The organism is Caulobacter sp. 10L414 (assembly GCF_056395525.1).
The window spans coordinates 51,690-78,354 of sequence record NZ_JBFTJR010000016.1 but is presented as its reverse complement, the minus strand read 5'-3'; the positions used below and the strand labels follow the sequence as shown (position 1 = coordinate 78,354).

The window sequence follows — 26,665 nt, the reverse complement described above, 5'->3', positions numbered from 1 at the left end:
GGCCAGCGACCGGGCCAGGCCCGCGCCCGCCGTGGCGAAGGCGTCCTCGATCGACCGCGCCGCCGCCCGCGCCGGAGCTTCCAGCGCGGCCAGGGCCTCGGCCGCCTCGGCCGTGCGCAACGGCAGGCCCTCCACCTCGTCGAAACCGCTCATCCGTCCTCGTCCTCTTCGTCGGGAAACCGCGCCATCAGGGCGGCGAGATCCGGCCGCGCCAGCACCGGCGAGGCCGGCGCTCCCGCCAGCGCCCGCCACTCCTTCAGCGACAGCCGCCAGAACGCGGCTGGCGGAACCGCGAACGCCGTCGCCGCCCGCCGCAGCCTCTCGTCCCAGGCGCTCACGCGGCGGCCGCCAGCGCCCGGGCCACCGCCGCCACGGCCTCGCGCGGGTCCAGCCGGCCGGTGTCCAGCGGCCCCAGGTCGTCGTCGACCAGCGCCGCCAGCACCGCCATCAGCTCGCTCGCCGAAGGCCGGGCCAGCCGTGCCGGCAGCTGGCTCCAGTCGGCCAGCCCCAGCGCGCCCTCGATCCTGGCCAGGCCGCCCAGCGTCAGGCACAGCCGCCGCTCGCGCCCGCCCAGCATCGCCGTCACCTCGCCCCTGGCCGGATTGGGAAGCGTCATGTCGCCGTCCTCGCCTAGATCGCCGTCACGCCGACCGCCCCGGCCGAGGCCAGGGTCAGGGCGAAGGCCGCCTCGCCGTCGTGCTGGCCGGCATATTCCAGCGCCGAGACCAGGAACGGCCCCTCCAGCTGGGCGAAGTCGGGGATGACCAGGCGCCAGGTCCTGGCGCTCTGCGAAAAGAAGCTGTCGCGCACCATCGCGTCCGAGGCCGCGTCGCGGAACACGCCCGCCCCCGACACCGAGGCCGAGCGCACGCCCGCCCCGGCCAGCAGTTCGCGCCAGCGCCCGGCGCTGTCGCCGTCGGTGGCGTCGATGGTCCTGGCGTTCAGGCTGATGGTCCGGGCGCGCAGGCCCGCCACCGTCGTGAAAGCCTGCGGCGAGCCCCCGTCGCCGATCTTCAGCAGCATGTCCTTGCCGGCTTGCGCGGCCATGGTCGGTCTCCTCGATGATTGGAATTCAGGCCGGCTCGCTGATGGCGCGCACGCGCAGCACGCCCAGGGTCAGCTCGTCGTCGGCGCCAGCGAACACGTCGCAGAAGCGCACCTTCAGCGAGGCCAGCACGCGGCCCTCCACGGGCGGCCGGGCGTCGTGCAGGGCCAGCCGCGCGGCGGCGACCATGGCCCTGGCTTCCTCCGGCCCGCCGAAGCGCGAGGCGCAGGTGATCGTCACCACGTGCTCGAGCAGGTCGTTCTCGCCGGCGGGCCGGCTCTCGATCCGGCCGATGCTGGCGCAGGGATAGGTCAGCATCCGGGGCGGGGCGGCGTGCACCCGCGTCCCCACGATCGCCGACACCGCCGGCGCGGCCGCCAGCAGGTCGGCCAGGGCCCGGGCCAGGGCGGCCTCGGCGCTCACAGCCGGGCCTCGCGATAGGGCGCGATCCACGGCTCGACCAGCGACAGCGGCGGCGGCTTGCCGTCGTGGCGATGCTCATAGGCGTGGCAGGCCAGGGCCAGCACGGCCAGGCGCAGCGGCGCGGGACTGGCCGCGCTCAGCACGACGCCCGCCGCCTGCCCGACCCGCGCCTCGGCGGCGTCGACCAGCAGCGCCACCAGCTCGTCCTCGCCGCTCGCGCGCAGGAACGCCTTGGCCTGCGCCAAGGTCACCGAATTGGGCATGGGGATGTTTCCGATGGTTGGAAAGAGGCGCCCGGTGGGGCGGCCTTCAGGAACCTCCCCCCGTGGGGGAGGCGATCGCGCAGCGATCGGTGGGGGGAGACCTTGCGAAACCGGCCCGCCCCACGACAGCTGAAAACGTCCCCCCTCCGGCCCTCCGGGCCGCCTCCCCCACGGGGGGAGGTTCCCAGAGGGCCGGAGGAGAGTTCACATCAACTCGCCGCGAACTTCAGCAGCTTCACCGCGTCGAAGTTCTGCACGCCGCCGCCCACGCGCTTGGTGGTGTAGAACAGCACGTGCGGCTTGGCCGAATAGGGGTCGCGCAGCACCCGCACCCCGGCGCGGTCGACGATCAGGTAGCCCTTCTCGAAGTCGCCGAAGGCCACGGCCAGCGCATTGGCCCCGACATCGGGCATGGCCTCGATCTCGGTCACCGGAAAGCCCAGCAAGGACGCCGACTGCCCCGGCTGCAGGGCCGCGTTCCAGATGTAGTTGCCCTGCGCGTCCTTGAACTTGCGCACCGCGCTGACCGTGCGGCGGTTCAGCACGAAGCGGCCGTTCTGGCGGTACTGGGCCTTGGCCGAGTAGATCAGGTCGATCAGCTTGTCGGTCGGGTTGCTGGCCGGCCAGTTCCCGGCCACGCCGGTGGCCACGTAGCCCAGCTGGCCCCACGTGTACGACGCGTCCGGCGCGGCGGTGTAGGCCAGGAGGCCCTTGGGCTTGTTGACCCCGTCGCCGGCCACGAAGGCGGCCGTCTCCTGGGCGGCGAAGGCGTCCTGCACCTCCTCGGCCAGCCACTCGTCGATGCTGACATAGGCGTCGTCCAGCAGGGCCTGGGTGGCGGCCGGGCTGGCGTAGAGCTCGCCGGCCGGGAAGTCGATGACGTCCAGCGTCGGCGCCGTCGTCTCCGGACGCGCGGCGGTCTCGGCCACCCAGGCCGCCGCCAGGCCCGTCGGCGACACCGGCTTGCGGAACGTGCCCGCGCCGATCGTGCGCACCTGGCAGATCTCGCGCATCGGGCTGGTGGCGGCCAGGCGGCGCAGGATCTGCCGCTCCAGCTCCGGCGGCGCCACATAGCCGCCGGCCGTGGCCACGCCCTCCGACAGCCCCTTGGCCTCCAGCAGGCCAGCCGTCTCGCCGGTCTTCACATAGCGCTCGAAGGCGGCCTTGCGCTCGTCCACCCGCGCGGCCGGGGCCTCGCCGCAGAGCGCCGGACGGCGGCTGTCGGCCAGCACGCGGTCCAGGCGGTCCTGGGCGGCGTTCAGGGCCGCGTCGATGCGCGAGACCTTCTCCTCCAGCAGCACGTCGGCGCTCTTGCCCTCGATCGCCGCCAGTCGCTGGTCGTTGGCGGCCTTGAAGCCCTCGAACGCCGCCAGCACCTGCGCCAGCGCCGAGCGGGCCTCCGGCGAGGCCGGGACCTGTTTGGTTTCCTTCATGGAGTTCTCCGTCACGGATTCCCTTCTCCCCTTGCGGGAGAAGGAGGGGCCCGCCGGCCGCTGGCCGGTGGGAGGATGAGGGGTTGCGCGGGATCTCCGGCGAGACCCCTCATCCGGCCGCTTTCGCGGCCACCTTCTCCCGCAAGGGGAGAAGGGAAACTTCAGTCGACCACCGCCAGCCGCGCCTGCGGCAGCATCGGGAAGGTCACGATCGACACCTCCCAGAGGTCGACGCGGGTCAGCACCCGCAAGGCCCCGTCGCGCCGCGCCTTGACCTGCCGAAAACCGATCGACAGCCCGTCCAGCGCGCCCGCCTCGACCAGCGCCGCCACCAGCCGTCCGCGCGGTGTCGCGATGATGATCCGTCCACGGACGAATAGGCCGCGCGCATCCTCGAAAGCCTCGTCCCACACGCCCACGGGCTCGGCCTCGTCGTGCTGGTGCAGCATGCGGATCGGCCCGGCCTCCAGGCTGGCCTTGAAGGCCCCGGCGGCGGTGACGTCGTCGTTGAGGTCGCGGGTCCAGAAGAGGGACGCGTAGCCCTCGATGCGCAGGTCGCTCATCGGCCGGCCCCCTCCAGCTTAGCCTCGATGCGCACCAGGGCCGCGCGCGTCGCCTCGGCCTGGGTCTCCAGCCTGGCCAGCCGCTCGGCCACCGGGGCCTGGGCGTCGAGGCGCCGCGTCAGGTCGTCGATCCGCGCGCTGGCCCGCCCGGCCCACATCAGCGCCGCGGCCGCCTGCAGCGTCACCGCCACCAGCACGGCCGCCGAGATCTGGCGGTCCAGCCGCCAGCGGTTGGGAGATGAAGTCATCAGCCTCTCCAAGTTCCAGGAACCTCCCCCCGTGGGGGAGGCGGCCGAAGGCCGGTGGAGGGAAGTTTTCAGCTTTCGAGGCGTTGGCAGGCCTTCAGCCACGCCCCCCTCCGATCGCTGCGCGATCGCCTCCCCCACGGGGGGAGGTTCTCTAAAGCTCCAGCCCCGCCAGCCGCCTGCGCTCCTCGTCGGTCAGGAAGCTCGCCGCCTCCAGCCGCGCCCACAGGGCGTCGCGCTCGGCGCTCAGCGCCGGCACGGCGTCGAGGTCGCAGGCGACCCGCGCGCCGGGGAACTTCGGTTCCAGCCAGGCGGTGATCGCCCGCGCCGCCCGCTCGGCCAGGGGCGCGACGGTGTGGCGCCAGAACGCCCCGTTGGCCTCGCGATAGTTGGCGTAGGTGTTGTCGCCGGGGATCCCCAGCAGCTGCGGCGGAACCCCGAAGGCCAGGGCGATCTCGCGCGCCGCCGCATGCTTGCCCTCGACGAAATCGAGGTCCGCCGGAGTCAGCGACATCGGCTTCCACTCCAGCCCGCCCTCCAGCAAGAGCGGCCGGCCGGCGTTGTCGGCCCCGGCGTGGGCGCCTGCGAGCTCGGCCTTAAGCCGCTCGAACTGCTCCTCGCTGAGCCGGTCGCCGTCGCGCCCGCCATAGACCAGCGCCCCCGAGGGCCGCGCGGCGTTGTCGAGCAGGCCCTTGTTCCACGCCCCCGAGGCGTTGTGCACGTCGATGGCGAAGGCCGCCGCCTCCAGCGGCGAGGCCCCGTAGTGGTCGCTGGTCGGGTTGAACAGCTTGATGTGCAGCACCGGCAGCCAGCCGTCGGCGTCGCGCCCGATCCGCGCCGTGCGCCCGCCGGCCTGGTAGTCGTAGGCCGCCGGCCAGCCCCGCGGCCCAGGCACCACCGCCATCCGGTCGGGCCGCAGGGCGTAGAGCTCGGAAGGCCCTTCGCCGGCCGCCTCCAGATAGCCGTTGCCCGCCACCTGCAGGTGCCCGAAGAACGCCTCCATCAGGTCGGGCCCGCCCTGCTCGGGATTGGGCCGGGCCAGCAGCCGCGCCAGCGGATGCGCGTCGCTGCGCCTGCCGTCATGAAACACCGCCAGCGGCACGGCCGCCGCGGCCTCGGCGATCATCCGCACGCAGCGATAGGCCACCGGGTTCTTGGCGAACCCCTCGCTGGCCAGGGCGCCATAGTCCCTCGGCGTCCACTGCGGCCGCCCGCCGCTGCTCAGCGCCACCAGCCTGGCGGCCCGCGAATCCTTGATTTCCGGCGCACGCCGGCGCGCGAAGAGAGGCATGCCCGCTCCCGTGAAGGTTGAGAACAAATGAAGAACGATGTAGGGTGAAGGGAACCATGAGGAACCTCCCCCTGTGGGGGAGGCGATCGCGAAGCGATCGGTGGGGGGAGCAACAGCCGATGCCCGACGAAAACCCGCTCGTCAGGCGCGCCCGCGCCCTGCGCAAGGACATGTCCCTGCCGGAGATGATGCTCTGGAAAGCTCTGCGCGGCAGTCAACTGGACGGCCTGCGCTTTCGCCGCCAGCACCCGTTCGGGCGCTACGTGCTCGACTTCTATTGCCCGGCCTTCAAGCTCGCGGTCGAGGTCGACAGCTACGCCCACGAGACCGAGGACCGCCCACGGCGCGACGCGATCCGCGACGACTACATGGCCGGTTTCGGCATCCGCACCTTGAGAATACCCGCCGCCGAAGTGCTCAAGTCAGTCGACGACGTCGTGGCGACAATCCGCGTGCACCTCCCCCCACCGACCGCTGCGCGGTCGCCTCCCCCACAGGGGGAGGTCCCTTGATCCGCGAACCTCCCCCTGTGGAGGAGGCGGCCCGAAGGGCCGGTGGGGGGAGTGAAACCACCCGCCTCACACCACCCTAAGCCGCGGCTCCCGTCCCCCGCCCAGCATCAGTTCGCTCAGCGCCCACCAGCGCATCGGCCCGGTCGGGGCTGTGGCCCAGATCGCCATCGCCCAGGCCCATCAGTTCCTCCTCCAGCGCAGGAAACGCCCCGCAGTGGACGATGCGGCCCTGCTCGTAGAGGGCGGCCACCGGCTCGGCCCGCGCCCGCTTGCCCACCGACGCCCGCACCAGCTTGATCGGGCACGGCGGGGCGGCCTGGGCCAGCACGCTGCGCACCATGTCGCCGCCCTGGTTGGCCTCGGCCACCAGCGCGTCGGCGTCGAAATCCACGGCCGCCGCGACGGCCAGGCTGGCCCAGCCGTTGGGCGACAGGCCGCGCGCCGTGCGGTCGGCCAGCACGTAGGCGCGGCCGTCGCGGCGTCCGGCCACCACCACCCCGCAGGCGTCGCCGCGCGCGGTGGCCGGCGGGTCGACCGCCACCACCACCCGGTCGAACCTGGCCGGCGGCGCGCCGCGACACCGCGCCAGGTCCTCGGCCCGGAAGAGGCCGCCGTCGGTCTCGACGACGATCCCCTCCAGCTCCTGCGCCGCCAGCCGCGTGCCGCCGTACAGCGCCTCCAGCGTCTCCAGGAACCGGGGCGCCAGGTTGCCGGCATTGGCCGCCGTGCCCGCCCGCGTGGTCGCCACGCCCGGCTCGGCCATCAGGACCTTCAGCGCCCGGGTCGGACGCGGCGTGGTGGTCACCACGAGCCTGGGATCCTCGCCCAGCCGCAGCCCGAACCGCAGCATGGCCAGGGTCTGCGCCGCCTTGGGCCAGGCGCAGAACTCGTCGGCCCAGGCGGCGTGGAACTGCGGTCCGCGCAGGCTGTCGGGGTCTTCCGCCGAGAAGGCGTAGGCCTCCGCGCCCGTGTCCCAGACCAGCCGCCGACGCGAGCCTTCCCAGCGCACGCGGTTGCCCGCCTGGGCCAGGGCGCGCAGCCCGGACGGCCCCTCGATCATCACCTCGCGCACGTCGTGGAAGGTGGGCCCTACCAGCGCCATCCGGCACGGCCGGGCAGCCTGATCGGTCACCCAGCCGGCGCCGGCGAAGGTCTTACCCGCACCCCGCCCGCCCAGCATCAGCCAGGTCGCCCATAGGGTCTCCGGCGGAAGCTGGTGATCCGCCCTCTCGCGCCATCTCGCCATCGCCGCCGCGACCCTCGGCCCGGCCGCGCTGCTCCACCAGGCGCTTGAATTCGACGGTTCGACCAAAAGCGCCCAGTCGGCGCTCGAGATCGGCATGAAGCTTTTCCAGTCGATCGGCGGTCCAGGGTTCGTCGTCATTCATCGCCATCTCCTCGCCGCTCGCCTTGGCGACCGGCGCTTGCTTCGGGGCCGAGATCTTGCGCGAACGCTTGGCCGCGGCGTGGTGCAGCTCCACTGACCGCCCCACCACGGCAACCTGCTTGCTGGCGTCCATCCGCACCTTCGGCGGCTCGTGCGCCGTATCGGCGTGGAGCTCCTTGGCGGCGCCGGCGAAGACCCTGACGTTGAGGTCGCGGATCTCGTTCAGCAGCGCGTCGATCTGTTCGCTTTTCTCGGCCATGACAGAAGTGTACGGCGCCAGCGAGCGCGTCTGATCCAGCCCCATGAGAAAGTTGCAAGCGGCTGATATCGCACGATGTTTTTCTACATACGCCGGGGATGAACGCGGCTCTATCCCCGTCCGGGCCGTCGCCTGCTAGGCTCTGGCCATGAGCACCCTGGCCTATCTGCACCTGCCGCCCGGCGCGCCGCTGGCCACCCTGCCGGTCGCGGCCCCGTTCAAGGCGGTGCTGGTGCTGGAGGCGTCCGTCGACGCAGCCTGGCGCGCACGGGTTTCAACCTGGCTGGTGGACGGCGGCTGCCTCTACGCCATGACCTGGGGCGCGGGTTGCGAGGCCTGGCACGACGCGATCGACGACGCCTTCATCGCCGCCCATCCGGCCGGCCTGCCGGACGACGACCAGCTGATCATGACCACCTGGCATGACGACGAGTCCCTCGACGAGGTCGCCGAGTTCGCCGCCCACGCGGCCGTCCATCCGTCCGGCGACCTGGCCGACGCCCTGGTGCTCCACATCGCCGACGGGCCGCGAGAGGCCAATCTACTCGCGATCTTCCGCGCGGCCGAAACCGCCTAGCGCCCCTCGGACAGCGCCCGGCAGTTGGCGCCGTCGAGCGCCTCGCCCGCCGCAGTCCGGCGCAGGCGGTCCATCGCCGCCTCGCCCACGGCCTGGGCCCTGGCCCGGCCGGGGTCGTCGAAGGCCAGGATCACCGGCGCGCGGCCCTTGGCGCGAACCGCCACCTCCAGGCGCCCGGCCTGGTCGATCGCATCCAGCACGCCGGCCGCGTCCATCCGATAGACGCCGTCGCTCTGCGGAAGCACGGGCAGGTTTTCCATGCCGCGCAAGGGCGGGGCCGCCGTCCACGTCACCGGCCCGCCGCCGACCAGCACGCCGTCGGCCAGCAGGTCGACGGTCCAGTCGCGCCGCGTCTCGCGGCTGAAAGCGACCATCCGCGCCTCGATCGCCCAGGCGCGGGGCGTTCCGTCAGGGGCGGTCGCCGTCGCCAGGTAGCGCACCCAGGGCGTGGCCGGCTCGCCGCGTGGCGCGGCCTCAGGCGGGGCGACGACGACCTCGACCTTCTCCAGCCGGCCGTCGGCCCAGGCGTGGGCGTAGGCCTGCGCGGCCCAGCCCTCGACGCTCCAGTCGGCGTAGCAGGCGCGCGGCTGCGGCTCGGCCATCGCCGTCCCGCCGTTGGCCAGGGCCAGAACCAGACCCGCCGCCCGCCCGATCAATACGGCAGTTCCTCCGGCGCCGGGACCGGCCCGCGGCCGTCGTCGACCGGCGCCTCGGGCGCGGCTTCGCTCTCCAGCTCCGAGGCCGTGCGGGCGAACTCCGAGGCCAGGGTCTCGTAGAAGCCGTTGCGCGGATCGGGCGAGGTGCGCGGGCCAGGGTCGGGCAGCAGCCACGGGAAGTCGCGGATCGCCAGGTTCTGGTGGGCGGCCAGCATGTAGCGCCGCCAGATGCTGGCCGGCATGTCGCCGCCCACCACCTTGTTCATCGGCTTGTCGTTGTCGTTGCCCACCCACACGCCGGTGGCGAAGTCGGGGGTGAAGCCCACGAACCAGGCGTCGCGCCAGTTCTGGCTGGTGCCGGTCTTGCCCGCCGCCGGCCAGCCGAACGCCGCCCGCTTGGCGGTGCCCTGGTCGACCACCTTCTTCATCATCTTGACCATCATGCTGGCCTTGGCGATGTCGTAGACCTGGGCCGGGGCCATCGGCCCGCGGGCGTAGATCGGCCGGCCGTCCTGGGCGGTGATGCTCTCGATGACGTAGGGCTCGACGCGCTGGCCGCCCAGCTGGAAGACCTGGAAGCCCGAGGTCATCTGCAGCAGGTTCACCTCATAGGCCCCCAGCGCCACCGACAGGTCGGGCCGGTCGGGCAGGCTGGTGATCCCGAAGCGACGGGCGAGGTTGCCCACCTGGGCGCCGCCGGCCTCCTGGGCCAGCTTGACGGCGATGGTGTTGGTCGAATTGACCAGGGCCTGCTCCACCGTCATCGGCCCGCGATAGTCGCCGCCGTAGTTCTCCGGCTTCCAGTCGCCGAACTGCACCGGTCCGTCGACGCGGACGTCGCTGGGCAGCACGCCCTTCTCCAGGGCCGCGGCATAGACGAACGGCTTGAAGGTCGAGCCCGGCTGGCGCCTGGCCTGCACCGCGCGGTTGAAGGGGCTGGCGATGTAGTCCGTGCCGCCCACCATCGCCCGGATCGCGCCGTCGGCCGACAGCGACAGCAGCGCGGCCTGGCTGGCGCCGGCGTGCTGGCCGCCCAGCGCGATGGCCTGGCGCACGATGTCGGCCCCGGCCTTCTGCAGGCGGGTGTCGATGGTCAGGCGCACGACCAGGTCGGGCGCGTTCTGGCCGGCGATGCGGATGGCCTCGGTGGTGGCGTAGTCCAGCACCCAGCCGTAGTCGCCCTCGTTGTTGACGGCATCGGGCGACAGCTTGGGGGTGTCGTCCAGGGCCGCGGCGTGCTCGGCCGCGGTGATCCAGCCTTCCTTCTCCATGTTGGCCAGGACCAGGCGCGAGCGGGCCAGCGCCCCCTCCATGTCGCGGGTCAGAGCCAGGCGCGAGGGCGCCTTGGGCAGCGAGGCCAGCAGGGCCGCTTCGGAAAGGGTCAGCTGGCTGGCGGGCTTGCCGAAATAGGTTCTCGCCGCGCCGTCGACGCCATAGGTGTTGGCCCCGAAGAACACGCGGTTGAGATAGAGCTCCAGCACCTCGTCCTTGGTCAGCACCTGTTCCAGGCGCCAGGCCATCAGCATTTCCTGCAGCTTGCGCTCGACCGTGCGGTCGGGCGTCAGGAACAGGCCCTTGGCCAGCTGCTGCGACAGGGTCGAGGCGCCCTGCACCGTGCGGCCGGCGCGCCAGTTCACCCAAGCCGCCCGCACGATGCCGTAGAGGTCGATCGGGCCGTGCTTGTAGAAGCGCTTGTCCTCGGCCGCCAGGAAGGCCAGCGGCACATAGCCGGGCACGGTCTTGACCGTCACCCGCTGGCCATAGCGCGGGCCGCGCGTGGCGATCACCTGGCCGCTGCGATCCTCGAACCGCACGCCCGGCGCGCGGTTGACCGCGAACAGCGCCTCGCGCGACGGCAGATCCGGCGTATCCTTCAGGTACTTGAACCAGACATAGGCTCCCGCCCCGCCCACGGCGAGGAAGCCGATCAGGGCGCTGACCAGCAGGGTGATCCACACCCAGCCCCAGCCGCCCTTCTTGCGCGGCGTCTTCAGGTCGGCGCGGAAAGGCTCTTCCGGCGGACGCTGCGGCGGACCTTTCGGCGGCTCGGGAGGCGGCGGCGGAACGGGCGCGAAACCGCCGCCCGCCGGCGGCGTCGGGCGCGCGGGCGGGTCGTCGAACTTGTAGGGCGGCAGCGTCCAGTCGTTCACGTGCGATGTTGCGTCCGGTTGGTCTTATGGGCGTTTGGGTTTAGGACGCCCCGATGATGGCGCGCAAACCTTTCTGGGAGACGAAATCCCTTCACCAGATGACCGTCCCCGAGTGGGAGAGTCTATGCGACGGCTGCGGCCTTTGCTGCCTGGTTCGCTTCGAAGACGAAGATACCGGCGAGGTGATCCCCACGCGGGTGCATTGCCAGCTGCTCGACGCCCATCTTTGCCGCTGCAGCGACTATCCCAATCGCCGCAAGACCGTGCCCGACTGCATCAAGCTGACGCCGCACAACATCGAGGACCTGGAGTGGATGCCCCCCTCCTGCGCCTATCGCCGCCTGCACGAGGGCAAGACCCTGCCCCAGTGRCACCCGCTGATCACCGGCGACCCCGAAAGCCCCCACAAGGCCGGCGTCTCGGTGCGCGACCAGACCATCAGCGAAACCGCCCTCGACGATCCGGAAGACGCCATGGACTTCGTCGCCACCGACCTGATGGTCGACAAGGGCGACTGGCCCTACGAGCCGGACGAGGACTGAGGGGCCCCGAAAGGAACCTCCCCCTCTGGGGGAGGCGGCCGAAGGCCGGCGGGGGGCCGTTTTCAGCTTCCAAGACGCAGGCCAGCCTCGCACCAATTCCCCCCACCGATCGCTGCGCGATCGCCTCCCCCACAGGGGGAGGTTCCTCATGGCTTGACCTTTCCGAGCGGACCACCACCTCAAGCTGCACCTTGAGGGGAACCACCGCGCCATGCTCCTGACCGCCCTGCTGATCGGCCTGTTCGCCGCCGCCCGCCATGACGGCCCGGTCCGCCGCTGGCTGGTCGAGATCCCGGCCCGGCGCCTTTCGGCGATGAAGACCCGCGACGTCCTGGCCCTGATGCTGCTGCTGGCCATCGCGCCCTTCGCCGGCCAGGCGATCCTGCCGGAAATGGCCTGGGTGCTGGCCCTCGACCTGGCCGCCTGGGTCGAGGTCGGGCTGGCCGTCACGGTCATGGCCCGGCTGGTCCCGGCCTGGAAGGGCCTGCGCGCCAGCGCCTCTCGCCTGGCCCGCGCCGCCTTCCGCCCCGCCGCCCGAGCCCGGCGCAGCCCCGCCCTCCGCCGCAAGCCGGCGAAAGCTCCCGAACCCGAAGACGGATGGGCGTTCGCGTAGAAACGAACCTCCCCCTCTGGGGGAGGCGGCCAAAGGCCGGTGGGGGGCCGTTTTCAACTTCCCAGGCGCCTGAAAGTCATCACCAGCTCCCCCCACCGATCGCTGCGCGATCGCCTCCCCCACGGGGGGAGGTTCCCTAGAGGCGGCCGCCGCGCTACCCCTGCCCCATGCTCACCCGCCGATCCCTCGCCCTGTCCGCCCTCGCCCTGCCGCTGGCCTCCGCCGCCCGCGCGCAAGCTTCGGAGCCGTGGCGCAAGGCGGATCGTCTCTATACGGATGATTTCACCCAAGGCCTCGCCGACTGGAGCATCGAGGCCGAGCAACCGAGCAAGGTCACGGCCGCCAACGGCGTGCTGGAGCTGGACGCCCCGGCCGGGATCACCGCCTGGTTCAGGCCCCGGCTCGAAGGCCCGGTGCTGATCGAATACCGGGCCCTGGCCGTCTACGAAGGCGGCCGCAACGACCGGATCAGCGACCTCAACGCCTTCTGGATGGCGACCGACGTCCGCTCTCCTGACGACCTTTTCGCCAGCCCCCGCACCGGCGCCTTCGCCGGCTACGACCTCTTGAAGACCTACTATGTGGGCCAGGGCGGCAATTACAATTCCAGCACCCGCCTGCGCCGCTATGTCGGCCGCCCCGGCGACCGGCCGATGCTGCCCCAGCACGACCTCAAGGACGCCCGCGCCCTGCTGCAGCCCAACCGTTGGGTCCACGTCCAGCTCGTGGCCTACGGCGACCTCGTCCAGTACTGGGCCGACGGCCGCAAGCTGTTCGAAATGCGCGACCCCGACGCCTACACGTCAGGCTGGTTCGGCCTGCGCACCACCTGGAGCCGCCTGCGCTTCAAGGACTTTTCGGTGTGGAAGCTCGCGGGAGCGTAAGACCCTCTCCGAGAGGAACCTCCCCCTCTGGGGGAGGCGGCCAAAGGCCGGTGGGGGGCCGTTTTCAGCTTCCCGAGCGCCGGCCGATCACCCGCCAACGCCCCCTCCGATCGCTACGCGATCGCCTCCCCCACMGGGGGAGGTTCCTCAAGACCGCCCGCCAAATTTCCAATAATTCCCCCCCCCCGCCCCGTGACGACTCAAGGTTGATCGGCCACCATCGGTCCCGGCCGCCGCCTCGCTTCCCGACGGCCTTCAGGACAATCATGACCGCCGTCTCCGGGGCCATCGCCGCCCTCTTCGGACCCTCGCGCCAGGCCGGCCACGGCCGCGCCTACGGCCCCGACCTGCTGCGCGCCGCCGCCATCCTGCTGGTCATGGCCTGGCACATGCCCGGCCCCGCCCGGCCCGAGCCCCTGGCCAGCCTCCGGCCGTTCGGCTGGCTGGGGGTCGACATCTTCTTCGTGCTCAGCGGCTACCTGATCGGCGCCCAGCTCTTGAAGGGGATCGCCGCCGGCGACGGCGTCGACTTCAAACGCTTCTGGGCCAGCCGCGCCTTTCGCATCCTGCCGGCCTTCCTGGTGGTGCTGGCGCTCTATTTCACCCTGCCCGGCTTCTCGGACGGCAAGGCGATCCAGCCGCTGTGGCGGTTCCTGACCTTCACGATGAACTTCGGCCTCGACTACCGGCTCACCGGGGCCTTCACCTCGGCCTGGTCGCTGTGCGTGGAGGAGCATTTCTATTGGCTGCTCCCCCCGCTGGTGCTCGTCCTGGCGCGCTTTCGCGGGGCGGGACCGGCCCTACTGGCGGGCGCGGCCGTGATCGCGGGCGGCATGGCCCTGCGCTGGGGGATCTGGCACGGCCCCGCCGCCGACCCGGCCACGCGGCCGGCCGACTTCCTGCGGCTCGTCTACTATCCCACCTGGACGCGCCTGGACGGCCTGGCCATGGGCGTGCTGCTGGCCGCCGCCCGCGTCTTCCGGCCCGCCGCCGTCGCCCGCCTGGCCCCGCCCTGGCTGACCGGGCCGCTGGGCCTTGCCGCCGCCGCCGCGACGGTCGTCCTGTGCCTTCGCCACGCCGACGGGGTGAGCCTGGACCTCTTCGGCGCGGTCGTCGTCTATCCGCTGGCCTGCCTGGCGGGCGCGCTGCTGCTGTGCGCCCTCCTCGACCTGGAGCCTGCCCTGCGGCGCCTGCCCCTGGCCCCGGCCGCCTTCGTGGCCACGCTGGCCTACAGCCTCTACCTCGTCCACAAGCCGGTGCAGCACATGCTGCGCGAGCGGCTGGGCGACGGGGTGCTGCACGGCTGGACCGGCCTTGGCCTCTACCTCGCCGCCGACTTCGCCGCCGCCCTGCTGCTGTGGTGGCTGGTCGAGCGCCCCTTCCTGCGCCTGCGGGAGCGGGTGCTGCGGCGGCCGGTTCCGGCGGCGGCGGACCAGGAGATGCGGCGGGCGGCGTAAGCCGAAGATCCTCCCCCCGAAGGGGGAGGATCTATTGGCGCGGCGCCTTGCGCAGGTAGCCGAAGACCACGCCCCAGACGATCAGGATCGGGCCGAAGGCCAGGGCCGCGCCGGTCAGCCATGCGCCGAACGCCCCGGCCGACCACAGCGCCCAGGCGACGAAGGCCAGCCACACGCCCGAGAACACGGCCAGGTAGCCGTAGGCGGCGGCGCGGCCCTTGAGGCGCCCGATCAGCCCCAGCAGGACCATCACCAGCAGCCCCGCCAGGAACAGGCCCAGCAGGCCGCCCAGATAGCCCGCCTCCTCGCGGCCGCCGCTGGCCGCGAACCGCTGGATCCGGTCGCCGAGCGCCATCCACAGAAAGACAAGGCCCACCACGATTTCCACCGCGCCCAGCAGGCGCTTGCGCGGGGAGGATTTGGTCGCTTCGCTCATGCGCGCCACGGTAGAGGTTGCAAGCGACGGCGGCAATCGCGGCGAGCCCCCTCAACCAAGGAACCTCCCCCTCTGGGGGAGGCGGCCGAAGGCCGGTGGGGGGCCGTTTTCAACTTCCCAGGCGCCTGAAGGTCATCACCCACTCCCCCCACCGATCGCTGCGCGATCGCCTCCCCCACGGGGGGAGGTTCCCCGCAAGCGCCCGCCCCACAAACTTTCCGCCTTCCCCCTCCCCGCGCCCTGCTATAGGCCCCATCTCCTCGCCTCCACCGACCTGTCAGACGTAAAGACCGCTTCATGGCCGCCCCCGCCCGCGCCCCCGTGCTCGCCCTCAAGGACGTCCGTCTCGCCGACGGCGCCAAGCCGCTGTTCGACGGCGTGGACCTGGCCCTGGAGCCGCGCGTGCGCGCCTGCCTGGTCGGTCGCAACGGCGCGGGCAAGTCGACCCTGCTCAAGGTGCTGGCCGCCCAGGGCGCCGAGCCCGACAGCGGCGAGCGCGCCGTCCAGCCGGGCGCCAAGGTGGTGTTCGTCAGCCAGGAGCCGGAGATCACCGGCGAGACCCTGCTCGACTACTGCACGGCCGGCGGCGCCCAGGACTACGAGGCCCACGCCACCCTGGCCGACTTCGGCCTGAACTATGACCAGAGCACCAAGGGCCTGTCGGGCGGCGAGCGTCGTCGCGCGGCTCTCGCCCGCGCCTTCGCCGAGCAGCCCGACGTGCTGCTGCTGGACGAGCCGACCAACCACCTCGACATCTTCGCCATCCAGACGCTGGAAGAAGAGCTGGCCAACTCCAAGTGCGCGGCGCTGATCGTCAGCCACGACCGCGCCTTCCTCAACCGCGTCACCCAGCGCACCTTCTGGCTGGAGCACCGCAAGGTGCGCCGCCTCGACAAGGGCTTCGCCGAGTTCGAGGCCTGGAGCGAGCAGGTGCTGGCCGCCGACGCCGAGGAAGAGCGCCGCCTCAACAAGAAGCTGGAAGTCGAGAACGCCTGGCTGGCGCGCGGCGTCCAGGGCCGCCGGGCCCGCAACGAGGGCCGCCGCCGCGCCCTGATGGACCTGCGCGCCCAGAAGAAGGACATCCAGTCCGAGAAGCGCGGCGCGATGTCGATGGCCGTCGAAAGCTCGGGAACCTCGGGCAAGCGCGTGGTCGAGGCCAAGGGCCTGACCAAGAAATTCGGCGACCGCACCATCGTCGAGAACTTCAACACCCGCATCCTGCGCGGCGACCGCGTGGCGCTGGTGGGCCCCAACGGCGCGGGCAAGACCACGCTGGTGCGCCTGCTGCTGGGCGAGATCGAGGCCGACGCCGGGACCGTCCAGCTGGGGACCAATCTCGAGATCGCCTATGTCGACCAGAACCGCCTGGCGCTGTCGGAAAAGATCACCGTCTGGGATTTCCTGACCCCGTCGGGCGGCGACTCCATCCTGGTGCGCGGCGTCTCCAAGCACGTGGCCGGCTACGCCAAGGAGTTCCTGTTCACCGAGGCCCAGCTGCGCCAGCCGGTCACCAGCCTGTCGGGCGGCGAGCGCAACCGCCTGCTGCTGGCCCGGGCGCTGGCCTCGCCGATGAACCTGATGGTGCTCGACGAACCGACCAACGACCTCGACATGGACACGCTCGACCTGCTGGAAGAGCTGCTGGCTGATTTCGAGGGAACCCTCATTCTGGTCAGCCACGACCGCGACTTCATCGACCGCCTGGCCACCTCGACCATCGCCATGAACGGCCATGGCGACGTGCTGGAAACCCCCGGCGGCTGGACCGACCTGATCGACCAGGCCCCGGACTTCTTCAAGGGCGCGCGCGGGGCCACGGGCGACTTCGCCACCGGCGCCCCGGCCCCCAAGGCGGCGCCCGCCGCACCGGCCGCGCCCAAGAAGGCCACCAAGCTGTCCTACAAGGACCAGCGCCGCCTGGAGGAGTGCGAGGCCCTGATCGCGGGTTCGCCGAAGATCCTCGGCGACCTGGAGAAGAAGCTGGACGATCCCAACCTCTACGCCCGCGACCCGGCCGGCTTCGACAAGATCATGAAGGCCCTCGACAAGGCCCGCGCCGACCTGGCCCAGGCCGAGGAGGACTGGCTGATGCTGGAGGAAAAGCGCGAGGCGCTGGCGGGCTAGGGTCTGAACTCAATTGGCGTGCAAGGAAACGTGTCTTCCCGGCCGGAGGAGCGCGTCAGCGATCCGTAGAGCCGGGATCTCCCACGTTGGCAGGTTCTGAACTGTGGGAGATCCCGGCGCTCCGCTGCGCTACGGCCGGGATGACAACTACTATAAGCTATTGAGCCAGATAACTAATTACCCTCGTCCAATTGAGTACAGACCCTAGGGAGAGCCTTCCCCTCCCCCGAGCATCCCCGCGCAGGCGGGGATCCAAGCTGGATTTCAGACTGGAACGCGGGCCTGGCCGAGCCGCTGTCTCGGCTCGGGTCCCCGCCCGCGCGGGGAAGATCGGATCAGGGCGGACGGGCGGAGCACCAGCTTCCCCCCGCCCAAACCATCGCCGCCTCGGTTGATCACCTATCCACCACGCAACCAAATGTTGCACGATTGCAATAGTCGGCGACAAACGGTGAAGCTTGAGACAGGCGACGATTTACACCTGTCACCGGAACCCCTAATCGCAGGCCCCGTCCAACCCGGACGTGTGCCTCTTGGGGGATTTCTCTTCATGCGTTTGTTCATCAGCGCCGCCGTCGCGGCCCTCGCCTTCGCCGGCGCCGCTTCGGCCCAGGACGCCAAGCCGGCGTCCGCCCCGGCCAAGGGCCAGTACATCTCGCTGGCCGGCGGCTACATCGGCAAGACCGACTATGACTACGGCGTGGCCGGCGGCCGCGTCGAGGCCGACCTCGACGCCAGCGCCCAGTTCGCCGCGGCCTGGGGCGTCTCGCTCGACAAGAACCTGCGCGCCGAACTGGCCGTCGGCTACCGCAGCCAGGACATCGAGACCACCGTCCGCGCCGGCGCCCTGTCGCAGACCTTCGACGCCGACAAGGCCCAGACTCTCAGCCTCGACTTCAACGCCTATTACGACTTCCCGGTCGCCGGCCCGGTGAAGCCCTATGTGGGCGCGGGCATCGGCGCGGCCTCGGTGAAGATCGACGACGGCGTGCTCGACGACACCGGCTCGGCCCTGACCCTGCAGGCGATCGCCGGCGCCAGCGTCGAGGTCTCGCCGCGCATCGCCCTGTTCGCCGAGGCCCGCTACCAGCGCGTCGGCCCGATCCGCGTGGAGACCACCACCCCGGTCGGCGACCGCAAGTCCAAGTTCGACCTGTCGAGCGCCGGCGCCCTGGTCGGCGTCCGCTTCGGCTTCTGAGGCCGGGCGAAAGCTTGAGAAGGGCGCGCCGGGCGAGGGCCTGGCGCGCCTTTTTCTGTCTCCCCGCCCCCTGCAAGACGACTCAACTATCGAACTCGGGGCCATCACGAATGGCACAGGCATCCGCAGGGGCGGCGATGCCAAACCAGCCCTCTCAACCAACTGCTCGCGCGAACCTTGACCGGCAACCTCAAGTGGCGAAAACAGGGACAGGCCACCGGCCTTTGGTGTTCGCAGTTGGGGAAATAAAGTGCCAAAAATCCGATCGATAACGATCAAGAATTTCAGATCGATCGTTGAGCTCTCGATGGAAGCCACGGACCTCACGGTAATCGTCGGCGACAACGACTGCGGTAAGTCAAACGTCCTGCGTGCGCTCAATCTTTTCTTTAACGGCGAAACAAATCCCGGCATTCATTTCAGTTTTCCGGATGACTACAACCGGTTTGCCGAAGTTCGAGCAAAACGAGCTCCTGAAATCGAGGTTCAGCTAGATCTTGAACTCCCCCCCTCCTATCGTCAGAACAATGGTGATTTTATCCGCTGGCGCAAGCGATGGCGAGCAGACGGACTTCAAGAAAGCGATGAATACGTCGGCATACGACGTAAGCCGCATAAGCGTGGCGGCGGGTTTCACGAGGTAACGGTAGAAATTGAAGGTCGGTCCCGAGTTCCTGCGCTTCTTTCCAGAATTCAATTCGAGTACGTTCCTGCTGTTAGAAGCGCCGATTTCTTTCGAACGCTTCGCGGTCGCATTTTCCAGGTTATCGCCAACTCCTCCGAGCAATCAGTAAGACGGAGCAGCGGCGAATTCGAGGAGGCAATCTCCAAAGCGATCGCAGGTTTGCTGGAAGACATCGGAACAGCTCTGAACGACGCGCCACGCCTGAGCCTTCCGAACGACCTCACACCCCTATTCCAAAGCCTGGACTTTCTAGCCGGCGAAAAGGACATCTCTCTCGACAGTCGCGGAGACGGGATCAAGGCGCGCTATATTCCCCTGATCCTCAAATTCATTGCAGAGCGAAGCCGAGACACAGGGGGCATATCGCCGACTTTTATCTGGGCTTATGAGGAACCGGAGAATAATTTGGAGTTCCGCCGGGCTCAATCTCTTGCTGACGCCTTCTACAAGCTTGCAGAGGACGAAACTTCCCAGGTCCTTCTGACGACACACTCGCCCGTTTTCTACAACATGCACCTTCACAACGAGGACAATGGCCTTTGCAGCGCCTACCACTTAACCAAAACAGGCGCTGAAAAGGGAACGGTCTGCCGATCCGCCTCTGAGGCCAGCATCTCGCTGGATGAATCGATGGGAGCGATGGCCATCATCGCTCCACATATTCGGGCCGCTCAGGAAGCTCTCGCCGAAGCAACGGCGCAAGCTCAAGATTTGAGAGAAAAACTTTTCCAGTTCAACCAAGCAAATCTACCGACGATGTTCGTGGAAGGTGCAACAGACTACAAGATATTCAATCGTTTGCTTCGACATTTCAGGCCAGATCATGCTCAGCGAGTTTTTCTTGCCGAACCGCCGCAACGGGCGGGCGCGAACTATGTCGCCAACATGCTGCGATCCTGGGAGTTTCGAACCAAGCACCTTGAGCCCAATGAGCGCCGCTCAGCTGTCGGCATCGTGGACGGCGACGCAGAGGGCCAAGGAGCGTCTTCCCGCTTTGAGGCTGAAAATATCAAGTGGAAGCACGTTTCCCTTCTCAAGCTGACCTCACCACCCCACCTCGCTGCCGCATCGAAACTCGGTATTCAGGTGCCCGTAACACTGGAGGAACTCTGGCCGACGGTTGTATGGCAAAAGGCGGAAGTACAAGGATGGCTCACTCAGCGCCCCATGAAAGGACTGCTCAGCGAAAGCCTTTTAGCCCGTATCGTCGAGAGCGGCCAACGGCTGAACGATCTGCTTGAGGAAGAATGGCGGATATACTTCGAGAAGAAGGTCGATGACTCGGACGAAAGCACGGCAAAAACTGATTGGGCCGACTACATCGTGTCATTGGACGACGCTGAGCTAGAGCCGATCTGCGGAGCCCCCCTGGCGATACTGGATAAGGCGCTCGCCGAATTGGGGGTCAAGTAGCAACGACTGGCAAGTCGCCTCCCGGAAGTTACAACAGAACGCCGGGGATGGGCGCGCCGACCGGAAGCCAGGCGCGCCCCACTCCTCGTGGACCTACTAAGCCCCGCCCCGCGCCCGCCAGGCCGCCGGTTCGTCGAAGCGGCCGGCCCAGAGGCCGGTCTTGTCGGCTTCGGCGTCGGACTCGGGTTCGGAATACTGGCCTTCCAGGTCGACGGCCCAGCCCTGGCGCACCATGGCGAGGTTCAGGGAGTTCAGGTCGGACTCGCAGGGGCCGCCGGCGTCCTGGCAGGGGGCGTCGGCGACGAAGCACAGGCCCTGCCAGGCGTCGCCGTCCGAGGGCGGGCCTTCGGGGCGGCAGGCGACCTGGCGGCCGGCGATCAGCTTTTCGAGGTGGACGCGGGCGGCCTGGCCGCAGGCGAAGGAGGCGCCGTCCTTGTCGAGGCAGGTCTGGTCCAGATCCGGGGCGTCGATGGTCCAGAGCCTGGCCCGCAGGCCCTGGATCTCCAAGGTGTCGCCGTCGATGACGCGGGCCGGTCCAAACAGCCGCGCGCGGCCGTCGGCGTCCCTGGCGAACTGCGGCTGGGGGGCCTCGAGGTCGTGCTCGCGGGCGTCGGCGGCCTTGATCGGGTGGACCCGAGGGCGGGCGGCGTCATAGGCGTAGACCGCCGCGCCGGCCAAGCCGGCCACGACCAGCACCCCGACCAGAACCCTGGATCCGCGCATCACTTCACCTTCTTCAGATAGGGGGCGGGCGAGCGGGCGACGCCCTCGTCGGGCACGAAGCCGGTCCAGCGGGTCAGCACCCGGCCCTGCATCCGCGACAGCGTGAAGAGCGGCGCGCCGGGCTTGTAGACCTCGACCCCGAAGCGGTTGCCGGTCGCGGGCGGCGGATAGCGCAGGAACCGCACCTCCAGCCCCTGCGGCGTGGCGTGGGCGGTGCACTGGAAGGTCTCCAGGGTCTGGAAGCCCTCGCCGTGGAACTCGCAGGCCTCGCCCTTCAGGGTCAGGCGCCAGGTCACCTGGATGGGCGAGCCGCCGGCCGTGCGCCCGCCGTCCTGGGTGTAGCTGTAGACCCCGTCCCAGCCGGGGGCGGGGCCGGCCAGCAGGGCGAGCGCCAGGGCGCTGGTCAGCAGGGATGACAGCATCGGGCCGAGTCCTCGCAAGGCGGGGCGGCCGACCGACTGGTGGCGGCGCTTTCCCCCGTCGGAAGGAAAAGCGGTGCGGGCGGCGGGGTTCCAGCCTTCAGCCGCCCTTGCTCAAATCCGTCCTTCCCCGCGAAGGCGGGGACCCAAGCTGTCTTTCAGGATGGCGCGCGGCGCGACCGGCCCGCAGGCTCGGCTTGGATCCCCGCCTGCGCGGGGATGCTCGGCGAATGTGGGCAATAGGCGGAAAGCCGCCCCTACCCCATCCGCGCGGTCATCAGGAACCGCTGGCGGCTCTCGGCGGCCTTGCGTTCCAGCTCCAGGCGTTCCTGCTGCTCGGTGGCGTCGAGCATGGATTCCAGCAGGCGCGAGAAGTGCAGGCGCATGGCCTGGCGGGCGGCCTTGGGGTCGCGGCGGCGCAGGGCCTCGACCACGGCCACGTGCTCGGCCTGGCGGGCGTCGCCGTCATGATGGCAGATCGACTGGTGGGTGCGGCGGACCTCCGGATCCTCCATGCGGAACTTCCAGAGGGTCTTGATGGTGTGGATGATCACCCGGTTGCCCGAGGCCGCCGCGATGGTCATGTGGAACTCGCGGTCGACGGCCGTGGAGCGGGCGTCGTCCTCGCCGGCCGCGACCATCTGGGCCAAGAGGTCGTCGAGCTTGGCCAGGTCGGCGTCGGAGATGATCGGGGCGGCCAGGGCGGCGGCTTCGCTCTCGAACAGCGAGCGGGCCTCGGTCAGCTCGAAGGCGCTGACCGTCGGCAGGGCGCCCTCGAGGGCCGCGCCAGCGCTGTCGGACCCGGCCGGACCGCAGACATAGACCCCCGAACCGGCGCGGATGCGCAGGGTTCCGCGGGCCTGCAGGGCGATCTCGGCCTCGCGCACGGTGACGCGGCTGACGCCCAGCCGCTCGGACATCTCGCGCTCGCCGGGCAGGCGCGAACCTGGCGGGAACTCACCCGCGCGGACCATGTCCGCGATCTTGTCGGCGATTTCCTCGAACAGGCGGCGGTCGGCCATGGCGCCCCTCTATGGTGGTGTTGCACCCCAAGCCATGCCCGAACCGGACTGGAATTGGAATAGCAAACTGGTAGGCGCCGGGGCGGGCTGGCGGGGCGGCGCCCCACGCAACTCCCAAACCTTGTCATCCCGGCCGAAGGGCCGCGCCAGCGGGCCGTAGAGCCGGGATCCCCCACCCTCGACGTGGCCGTCGTGGGAGATCCCGGCGCTCCCGCCCGCCTTCGCGGGCGTCCGGCCGGGATGACAAGGATGTGGAGCGCCCTACAGCCGCGCCCGGATCGAGATGAAGAACTGCTGGCCGAAGTACTGGTAGTTGCGGGTGCTGCCATAGACCGGCATCGAGTCGATCTTGACCTCGTTGAACAGGTTCAGGCCCTGCAGGCGGATGTCGACCTTCTTGTTCAGCTTGTACTGGACGTTGAAGTCGAAGGCGTCGCTGCCGGCGATGTAGCGCAGCTGGGCGTTGCCGCCGACGAAGTCCTGGTAGTAGCGCGAGCGGTAGCGATAGATGCCCTGCACGCTGAGCGGGCCGTGCTCGTAATAGAGCTGGGCCGACAGCACGTGCTTGGAATAGCCGTTCAGGCCCGCGGCCGGGATCATGCCGCCCGTCACCGCCCCGGTCTCGGCGTCGATGACGTCGCCCAGCCGGATGTCGTGGTTCTTGAAGTTGGTGATGGCGTAATTGTAGCTCAGCTTGCCGCCGAACCCGTCCAGCGGCTTGGGCAACCAGCTGAACTTGTTGGAGAGCGTGAACTCCGCGCCGTAGACGTGGCTCTTGTCGTCGCTGTTCTGGGTCTGGGTGACCGGCACGGTGACGTTCTGGCCGTCGATGACGAACTGCTCGTCTATGGTCACCGGGATGAAGCCGCCGGTGAACTGCTTGTAGTACAGCGTCGTGGCCAGGATGGTGTCGCGGTTGGCGTAGTATTCCAGCGCCACGTCGGCGTTCCACGACATGATCGGCTTCAGGCGCGGGCTGCCGCTGGCGACGATCTCGCCGATGGCGTCCTGGATAGAGGTGAAGTCGGTGCCGTCCTGCAGGGTGATGGTGCGGCCCGCCGCCAGGCTGCTGGGAGCCGGACGCGACATGGCGCGGTAGAGGGCGATGCGGCCCACGGTCTTGGGCGTCAGGTCGAAATTGGCGTTGACGCTGGGCAGCACGCGGAAGCTGGAGGCCTTGATCCGGGTGTCGTCGAAGGCGCCCGTCTCGACGAGGCGGATCGAGCCGTCGCTGTTGTTGACGACGTCCAGCTCGGCCCGCAGGCCCTTGGAGACGACGCTGGTGTCGACCACCCGCACCCCGAAGTTGCCGCGCACCGGCATGCCGGCCGCCTCGCCCTTGTAGGAGGCCATGACGTAGCCCGACCACACGGTCTCGGTGACGTCGGCGTTGGCCACCGAGCGGGTGTCGCCGCTGCCGCCCGGATCCTCGGTTCCGAGATAGTTGCGGAACTGGCAGAGGGTGTCGAAGGTCGCCCAGCTGCGCACCGAATGGGTGGGCGCGTCGGACAGATAGTCCGACTGCGGGAAGTTGGTGCGGCAGGCCAGGTTCACCGCCCGGTCGACCGCCAGGCTGGCCTGGTCGATGGTGACCAGGTCGTCATAGGTGGTGTAGCGGCGGCGCGAATAGCGGGCGCCGGCGTCGATGCGGCTGATGAAGCCGTCCAGGTCGTAACGGGCGTCGAAGCGGGTGGCGAAGATGCGGTCCTTCTTCTCCTCCTCCTCGCGGGTCAGGCGGGCGTCGTCGCTGTAGAGCGACCAGTCGTCCAGATTGAAGCGCGGATCGACGGTGAGGGTCGGCGCGAAGCCGCCCCGGGCGTCGTAGGTGAAGGGGATGCGCTGGTTGTTGATGGCCGTGCGCACGCCGTAGATGTCGAGCGGATCGGTGCGCAGGCGGGTCGAGCGGGTCAGGTCGGTGCGGGTCGTCTGGCTGTAGGAGACGTCGGCGCTGAGGGTCAGGCGATCGGTGGCCCTAAACTCGAAGTCCCCGCCGCCGCCGATATATTCCTCTTCCCGCTGGAACAGGGTCGAGACCGACTGCAGGGTGCTGTTTCCGGTGGCGTACAGCAGCCGGTGCTGGTCGTCGTACTGCACGTTGCGCAGGGCGTAGCGGGTCTCGGCGAAGCCCAGGTCGTGGCGGTCTTCCTCGTAGTTCCGCTTGGAATATTCCATGTCCAGGTTGACGTCCCAGCGGTCGTTGGGCTGCCACTGCAGAGCGCCGAAGATCGCGTCGCGCTTTTCCTTGGCGGTCAGCTGCCGGAAGGTGATCGAGTTGGGCGCCAGGTAGAAGGGCGTGCCGGCCGCGGCCTGGGCGCGGCTCACCTCGGTGCAGTTGCCGGTGGCGTTGATGTTGGCGTTGCAGGCCAGCCAGGTGTTTGAGGCGACATAGCTTTCGGCCGGGTCGTCGACCTGGTTGCGCTGGACGCCCAGCGACACGCCCACGTCGCCCAGCTTGCCCAGCTCGTACTGGTCGACATAGCTGGCCGTGCCGCGCCAGCCCCAGGGATCCGAGCCCGTGATCCGCTTCTGGTAGGGATTGTAGTTGCCCTTCAGCTCGCCCTGCAGCAGCCGCTTACCGTAGTCGAGCGGCTTCTTGGTCTCCATCTCGATGGTGCCGGCCACGCCGCCCTCGATCAGGTCGGCCTGCTGGGACTTGTAGATCTTGATGCCGTTGAACAGCTCGGACGGGAACTGGCCGAAGTTGACGGCGCGGTCGCCGCTGCCGTTCGAGGCCTCGCGGCCGTTGAAGGTGGTGGCCGACAGGAACGAACCCAGGCCCCGCAGCGACACTTCCGTCGGGCCGTAGTTGCCGCGGTCGGCGGTGGCGCCGGTGATGGTCATGATCGCTTCGCCGATCGACTGGCCCGGCAGGTCGCCGATCTCGTTGGCCGACAGGGCGTCGACGATGGCCGTGGTGTCGCGCTTGACGGCGATCGAGTTCTGCATGGTCTGGCGCACGGCGCTGACCACCACCTCGTCGACGGCGTTGTCGGTGATCGGCTGGTCGGCCGGAGCCTCCTGCGCCGAAGCGGCGGCGGCCATGGCGACGACCGAGGCGGCCGCGCCGCAGCTCAGGATCGTCCGCAGCCGGACGCGGATGGTGTTGCTCGGGCGCATGACGGCTCCCTCCCCCTAGGTTCTTTTCTTATGCCGGGACCCTGCGACCTGGCCGGCGCCGCGTCAAGGCGGATTCTTATACCAATTATGAGAATTTTCAGGCCAATTTGCTTGCGATATTTCCGGACCGGAAAATAGACCAATTTAGACCAGTTGCGCGGAGGCGGCCACGGCCAGGGCCGTGACGTGCGGCCGCCTCCGCGCGCTTCCCCCTTTGGGCGTGGGGAAGAGACAGGCGCCAGCGCCTCGTCATCCCTAAAAAAGTCCCGTCATTCCCGCCCTTGTGGCGGGAATGACGGGAGGGGAGAGTCAAGGCACCAGCTGGCTGCGAAGCCCCGGCACGGCCGCGGCCAGGTCGTCGGCGACCAGCTTGGAGAACACCTGCGCGCCGGCGTCGCCGACGTGGGTGTAGTCGAACTTGCGCACCTGCTGGCCGCGCGGGCCGGTCTCGGTGGTGGCCACGTCCGGCTGGCGGGCCTCCTCCGCCGCGCGGGGCGGCAGGGTCGTGCCGGCCTTGGCGGCCTCGACCTCGGCCTCGATCGGCTCGGCCTGGGCCAGCTTCATGGAGTCGACGGGCCCCAGCTTCTGGACGATGCGGGCGCTGGACTTGTTGAGATCCACGAGCGGCGTCTTGGTCTCTGTCGCGACCTTGCGCACCTCGTCGGACCAGACGTCCAGCGTGTTCTTCAGCTGGCCCTTGGCGAACTCGCGGCGGGTCAGCGGGGTCAGCAGCACGGGCTGGGCGCCGGCGGCCCGCACGTCGTCGACGAAACGCTTGAGGTTGGCCGGAAACTCGGTGGTCATGTCGGTCCAGCGCTCGCCCTTGGACGACTGGTCGTTGTGGGCGAACTGGATCAGCACATAGGTGGCCGCGTAGCCCGAGACCTTGGCCTCGGCGAGCGCGATGTCCCACGAGCCCTCGGCGCGGTAGCTGCGGGTCGAGCGCCCGCCGCGGCCGAGGTTCAGGCAGGCCACCGACGACTTGACGTGATGGTCGCAGAAGGCCGAGCCCCAGCCGCTGCCGACGGCCGTGGTGGAGTCGCCGAMCAGGATCACCTTGTAGGGCTTGATCGGCAGGGCGTCGGTGCGCGGCTCGCGCGCCTTCACCGGTCCGGGCGGCTGGGCCAGGGCGACGGGCGCGGCGGCCAGCAGGGCCAGGGTCGCGAGCATCGCGGTCGTGTTCTTGTTCATCGGATCCTCCCAGATCTCGTTTTTCTCGCGCCCCCCG

Annotated in this window: 26 protein-coding genes and 2 pseudogenes; 9 read left to right on the top strand and 19 right to left on the bottom strand. The window is 69.8% G+C overall.

What is annotated here, in order from left to right; genetic code table 11:
• Nucleotides 1-149 precede the first annotated feature (149 nt).
• The 9 genes and pseudogenes from AC1DCG_RS09105 to AC1DCG_RS09065 form a co-directional block, all read right to left on the bottom strand.
• Nucleotides 150-338, bottom strand: a complete 189-nt coding sequence (locus tag AC1DCG_RS09105) for a phage tail assembly chaperone (protein ID WP_477029022.1) — start codon at nucleotides 336-338, stop codon at nucleotides 150-152.
• A complete protein-coding gene (locus tag AC1DCG_RS09100) occupies nucleotides 335-616 on the bottom strand; it encodes a GTA-gp10 family protein (protein WP_477029023.1) in 282 nt (93 codons plus the stop codon). The genes AC1DCG_RS09105 and AC1DCG_RS09100 overlap by 4 nt, the downstream gene beginning before the upstream one ends.
• A 14-nt stretch (nucleotides 617-630) precedes the next feature.
• Nucleotides 631-1,047 (bottom strand): phage major tail protein, TP901-1 family, encoded by a 417-nt coding sequence (locus tag AC1DCG_RS09095; RefSeq protein WP_477029024.1) that lies wholly within the window; start codon nucleotides 1,045-1,047, stop codon nucleotides 631-633.
• 25 nt (nucleotides 1,048-1,072) lie between these two features.
• Nucleotides 1,073-1,468: a DUF3168 domain-containing protein gene (locus AC1DCG_RS09090; RefSeq protein WP_477029025.1), complete on the bottom strand. Its 396-nt coding sequence runs from the start codon at nucleotides 1,466-1,468 to the stop codon at nucleotides 1,073-1,075.
• Nucleotides 1,465-1,731 carry a head-tail connector protein gene (locus AC1DCG_RS09085; RefSeq protein WP_477029026.1) on the bottom strand — a complete coding sequence of 89 codons (267 nt, stop codon included), beginning with the start codon at nucleotides 1,729-1,731 and terminating at the stop codon, nucleotides 1,465-1,467. The genes AC1DCG_RS09090 and AC1DCG_RS09085 overlap by 4 nt, the downstream gene beginning before the upstream one ends.
• Before the next feature lie 209 nt (nucleotides 1,732-1,940).
• On the bottom strand, nucleotides 1,941-3,164 hold the full coding sequence (locus tag AC1DCG_RS09080; protein WP_477029027.1) for a phage major capsid protein: 1,224 nt from the start codon (nucleotides 3,162-3,164) through the stop codon (nucleotides 1,941-1,943).
• Nucleotides 3,165-3,325: 161 nt separating this feature from the next.
• On the bottom strand, nucleotides 3,326-3,727 hold the full coding sequence (locus AC1DCG_RS09075) for an HK97 family phage prohead protease (RefSeq protein ID WP_477029028.1): 402 nt from the start codon (nucleotides 3,725-3,727) through the stop codon (nucleotides 3,326-3,328).
• Nucleotides 3,724-3,975, bottom strand: coding sequence for a hypothetical protein (locus tag AC1DCG_RS09070; RefSeq protein ID WP_165257360.1), 252 nt, complete (start codon nucleotides 3,973-3,975; stop codon nucleotides 3,724-3,726). Before AC1DCG_RS09070 ends, AC1DCG_RS09075 begins: the two co-directional genes overlap by 4 nt.
• A gap of 151 nt (nucleotides 3,976-4,126) precedes the next feature.
• A pseudogene (locus AC1DCG_RS09065) lies at nucleotides 4,127-5,321 on the bottom strand (phage portal protein).
• 61 nt (nucleotides 5,322-5,382) lie between these two features.
• On the opposite strand from AC1DCG_RS09065, the gene AC1DCG_RS09060 reads away from it, so the two are divergent.
• The gene (locus AC1DCG_RS09060) at nucleotides 5,383-5,775 is read left to right on the top strand and encodes an endonuclease domain-containing protein (RefSeq protein WP_165257364.1); all 393 of its coding nucleotides are present in this window, start codon (nucleotides 5,383-5,385) and stop codon (nucleotides 5,773-5,775) included.
• 66 nt (nucleotides 5,776-5,841) lie between these two features.
• Here AC1DCG_RS09060 and AC1DCG_RS09055 read toward each other — a convergent pair.
• Nucleotides 5,842-7,000: pseudogene (locus AC1DCG_RS09055) on the bottom strand (DNA-packaging protein); the annotation flags it as partial.
• Complete coding sequence (locus AC1DCG_RS09050; RefSeq protein WP_477029029.1) at nucleotides 6,930-7,466, bottom strand: hypothetical protein; 537 nt, start codon at nucleotides 7,464-7,466, stop codon at nucleotides 6,930-6,932. The gene AC1DCG_RS09050 and the pseudogene AC1DCG_RS09055, both read right to left, overlap by 71 nt.
• Before the next feature lie 103 nt (nucleotides 7,467-7,569).
• On the opposite strand from AC1DCG_RS09050, the gene AC1DCG_RS09045 reads away from it, so the two are divergent.
• Nucleotides 7,570-7,998 carry a DUF7684 family protein gene (locus AC1DCG_RS09045; protein ID WP_477029030.1) on the top strand — a complete coding sequence of 143 codons (429 nt, stop codon included), beginning with the start codon at nucleotides 7,570-7,572 and terminating at the stop codon, nucleotides 7,996-7,998.
• Here AC1DCG_RS09045 and AC1DCG_RS09040 read toward each other — a convergent pair.
• Together AC1DCG_RS09040 and pbpC are read right to left on the bottom strand one after the other, a co-directional pair.
• A complete protein-coding gene (locus AC1DCG_RS09040; protein WP_477029031.1) occupies nucleotides 7,995-8,654 on the bottom strand; it encodes a hypothetical protein in 660 nt (219 codons plus the stop codon). The two genes, AC1DCG_RS09045 and AC1DCG_RS09040, sit on opposite strands and share 4 nt — an antisense overlap.
• A complete protein-coding gene (gene pbpC, locus AC1DCG_RS09035; RefSeq protein ID WP_477029032.1) occupies nucleotides 8,651-10,804 on the bottom strand; it encodes a multimodular transpeptidase-transglycosylase PbpC in 2,154 nt (717 codons plus the stop codon). The genes AC1DCG_RS09040 and pbpC overlap by 4 nt, the downstream gene beginning before the upstream one ends.
• A 53-nt stretch (nucleotides 10,805-10,857) precedes the next feature.
• Here pbpC and AC1DCG_RS09030 point away from each other — a divergent pair, with 53 nt between their 5' ends.
• From AC1DCG_RS09030 to AC1DCG_RS09015, 4 genes are all read left to right on the top strand, one after another.
• The gene (locus AC1DCG_RS09030; RefSeq protein ID WP_477041458.1) at nucleotides 10,858-11,346 is read left to right on the top strand and encodes a YcgN family cysteine cluster protein; all 489 of its coding nucleotides are present in this window, start codon (nucleotides 10,858-10,860) and stop codon (nucleotides 11,344-11,346) included.
• A gap of 211 nt (nucleotides 11,347-11,557) precedes the next feature.
• Complete coding sequence (locus AC1DCG_RS09025) at nucleotides 11,558-11,959, top strand: hypothetical protein (protein ID WP_477029034.1); 402 nt, start codon at nucleotides 11,558-11,560, stop codon at nucleotides 11,957-11,959.
• A 167-nt stretch (nucleotides 11,960-12,126) separates the two neighbouring features.
• Entirely contained in the window at nucleotides 12,127-12,843 is a 717-nt protein-coding gene (locus AC1DCG_RS09020) for a DUF6250 domain-containing protein (RefSeq protein ID WP_477029035.1), read from the top strand.
• Nucleotides 12,844-13,109: 266 nt separating this feature from the next.
• Nucleotides 13,110-14,300, top strand: coding sequence for an acyltransferase family protein (locus AC1DCG_RS09015; protein ID WP_477036561.1), 1,191 nt, complete (start codon nucleotides 13,110-13,112; stop codon nucleotides 14,298-14,300).
• A 31-nt stretch (nucleotides 14,301-14,331) separates the two neighbouring features.
• On the opposite strand, the gene AC1DCG_RS09010 is transcribed toward AC1DCG_RS09015, so the two are convergent.
• The gene (locus AC1DCG_RS09010) at nucleotides 14,332-14,736 is read right to left on the bottom strand and encodes a hypothetical protein (RefSeq protein WP_477029037.1); all 405 of its coding nucleotides are present in this window, start codon (nucleotides 14,734-14,736) and stop codon (nucleotides 14,332-14,334) included.
• Nucleotides 14,737-15,033: 297 nt separating this feature from the next.
• On the opposite strand from AC1DCG_RS09010, the gene AC1DCG_RS09005 reads away from it, so the two are divergent.
• From AC1DCG_RS09005 to AC1DCG_RS08995, 3 genes are all read left to right on the top strand, one after another.
• The gene (locus tag AC1DCG_RS09005) at nucleotides 15,034-16,860 is read left to right on the top strand and encodes an ABC-F family ATP-binding cassette domain-containing protein (RefSeq protein WP_165257385.1); all 1,827 of its coding nucleotides are present in this window, start codon (nucleotides 15,034-15,036) and stop codon (nucleotides 16,858-16,860) included.
• Nucleotides 16,861-17,410: 550 nt separating this feature from the next.
• The gene (locus AC1DCG_RS09000) at nucleotides 17,411-18,058 is read left to right on the top strand and encodes an outer membrane protein (RefSeq protein ID WP_165257387.1); all 648 of its coding nucleotides are present in this window, start codon (nucleotides 17,411-17,413) and stop codon (nucleotides 18,056-18,058) included.
• Between the two features lie 250 nt (nucleotides 18,059-18,308).
• A complete protein-coding gene (locus AC1DCG_RS08995; protein WP_477036562.1) occupies nucleotides 18,309-20,156 on the top strand; it encodes an ATP-dependent nuclease in 1,848 nt (615 codons plus the stop codon).
• Nucleotides 20,157-20,252: 96 nt separating this feature from the next.
• Here the strand turns inward: AC1DCG_RS08995 and AC1DCG_RS08990 are convergent, their stop codons facing one another.
• From AC1DCG_RS08990 to AC1DCG_RS08970, 5 genes are all read right to left on the bottom strand, one after another.
• The gene (locus AC1DCG_RS08990; protein ID WP_477029039.1) at nucleotides 20,253-20,879 is read right to left on the bottom strand and encodes a thermonuclease family protein; all 627 of its coding nucleotides are present in this window, start codon (nucleotides 20,877-20,879) and stop codon (nucleotides 20,253-20,255) included.
• Entirely contained in the window at nucleotides 20,879-21,301 is a 423-nt protein-coding gene (locus AC1DCG_RS08985; RefSeq protein ID WP_477029040.1) for a DUF5991 domain-containing protein, read from the bottom strand. Before AC1DCG_RS08985 ends, AC1DCG_RS08990 begins: the two co-directional genes overlap by 1 nt.
• Before the next feature lie 254 nt (nucleotides 21,302-21,555).
• Nucleotides 21,556-22,320: a FadR/GntR family transcriptional regulator gene (locus AC1DCG_RS08980; RefSeq protein WP_165257394.1), complete on the bottom strand. Its 765-nt coding sequence runs from the start codon at nucleotides 22,318-22,320 to the stop codon at nucleotides 21,556-21,558.
• Nucleotides 22,321-22,581: 261 nt separating this feature from the next.
• A complete protein-coding gene (locus AC1DCG_RS08975; RefSeq protein ID WP_477029041.1) occupies nucleotides 22,582-25,437 on the bottom strand; it encodes a TonB-dependent receptor in 2,856 nt (951 codons plus the stop codon).
• A gap of 309 nt (nucleotides 25,438-25,746) precedes the next feature.
• On the bottom strand, nucleotides 25,747-26,628 hold the full coding sequence (locus AC1DCG_RS08970; protein WP_477041457.1) for a rhamnogalacturonan acetylesterase: 882 nt from the start codon (nucleotides 26,626-26,628) through the stop codon (nucleotides 25,747-25,749).
• Nucleotides 26,629-26,665 lie beyond the last annotated feature (37 nt).

Bases quoted from the DNA above. Each gene is read 5' to 3' on its own strand.
- AC1DCG_RS09100 (WP_477029023.1), bottom strand. From the start codon at position 616: ATGACGCTTCCCAATCCGGCCAGGGGCGAGGTGACGGCGATGCTGGGC.
- AC1DCG_RS09095 (WP_477029024.1), bottom strand. From the start codon at position 1,047: ATGGCCGCGCAAGCCGGCAAGGACATGCTGCTGAAGATCGGCGACGGG.
- AC1DCG_RS09085 (WP_477029026.1), bottom strand. From the start codon at position 1,731: ATGCCCAATTCGGTGACCTTGGCGCAGGCCAAGGCGTTCCTGCGCGCG.
- AC1DCG_RS09080 (WP_477029027.1), bottom strand. From the start codon at position 3,164: ATGAAGGAAACCAAACAGGTCCCGGCCTCGCCGGAGGCCCGCTCGGCG.
- AC1DCG_RS09075 (WP_477029028.1), bottom strand. From the start codon at position 3,727: ATGAGCGACCTGCGCATCGAGGGCTACGCGTCCCTCTTCTGGACCCGC.
- AC1DCG_RS09070 (WP_165257360.1), bottom strand. From the start codon at position 3,975: ATGACTTCATCTCCCAACCGCTGGCGGCTGGACCGCCAGATCTCGGCG.
- AC1DCG_RS09060 (WP_165257364.1), top strand. From the start codon at position 5,383: ATGCCCGACGAAAACCCGCTCGTCAGGCGCGCCCGCGCCCTGCGCAAG.
- AC1DCG_RS09050 (WP_477029029.1), bottom strand. From the start codon at position 7,466: ATGGGGCTGGATCAGACGCGCTCGCTGGCGCCGTACACTTCTGTCATG.
- AC1DCG_RS09045 (WP_477029030.1), top strand. From the start codon at position 7,570: ATGAGCACCCTGGCCTATCTGCACCTGCCGCCCGGCGCGCCGCTGGCC.
- AC1DCG_RS09025 (WP_477029034.1), top strand. From the start codon at position 11,558: ATGCTCCTGACCGCCCTGCTGATCGGCCTGTTCGCCGCCGCCCGCCAT.
- AC1DCG_RS09020 (WP_477029035.1), top strand. From the start codon at position 12,127: ATGCTCACCCGCCGATCCCTCGCCCTGTCCGCCCTCGCCCTGCCGCTG.
- AC1DCG_RS09015 (WP_477036561.1), top strand. From the start codon at position 13,110: ATGACCGCCGTCTCCGGGGCCATCGCCGCCCTCTTCGGACCCTCGCGC.
- AC1DCG_RS09010 (WP_477029037.1), bottom strand. From the start codon at position 14,736: ATGAGCGAAGCGACCAAATCCTCCCCGCGCAAGCGCCTGCTGGGCGCG.
- AC1DCG_RS09005 (WP_165257385.1), top strand. From the start codon at position 15,034: ATGGCCGCCCCCGCCCGCGCCCCCGTGCTCGCCCTCAAGGACGTCCGT.
- AC1DCG_RS09000 (WP_165257387.1), top strand. From the start codon at position 17,411: ATGCGTTTGTTCATCAGCGCCGCCGTCGCGGCCCTCGCCTTCGCCGGC.
- AC1DCG_RS08990 (WP_477029039.1), bottom strand. From the start codon at position 20,879: ATGCGCGGATCCAGGGTTCTGGTCGGGGTGCTGGTCGTGGCCGGCTTG.
- AC1DCG_RS08985 (WP_477029040.1), bottom strand. From the start codon at position 21,301: ATGCTGTCATCCCTGCTGACCAGCGCCCTGGCGCTCGCCCTGCTGGCC.
- AC1DCG_RS08980 (WP_165257394.1), bottom strand. From the start codon at position 22,320: ATGGCCGACCGCCGCCTGTTCGAGGAAATCGCCGACAAGATCGCGGAC.
- AC1DCG_RS08975 (WP_477029041.1), bottom strand. From the start codon at position 25,437: ATGCGCCCGAGCAACACCATCCGCGTCCGGCTGCGGACGATCCTGAGC.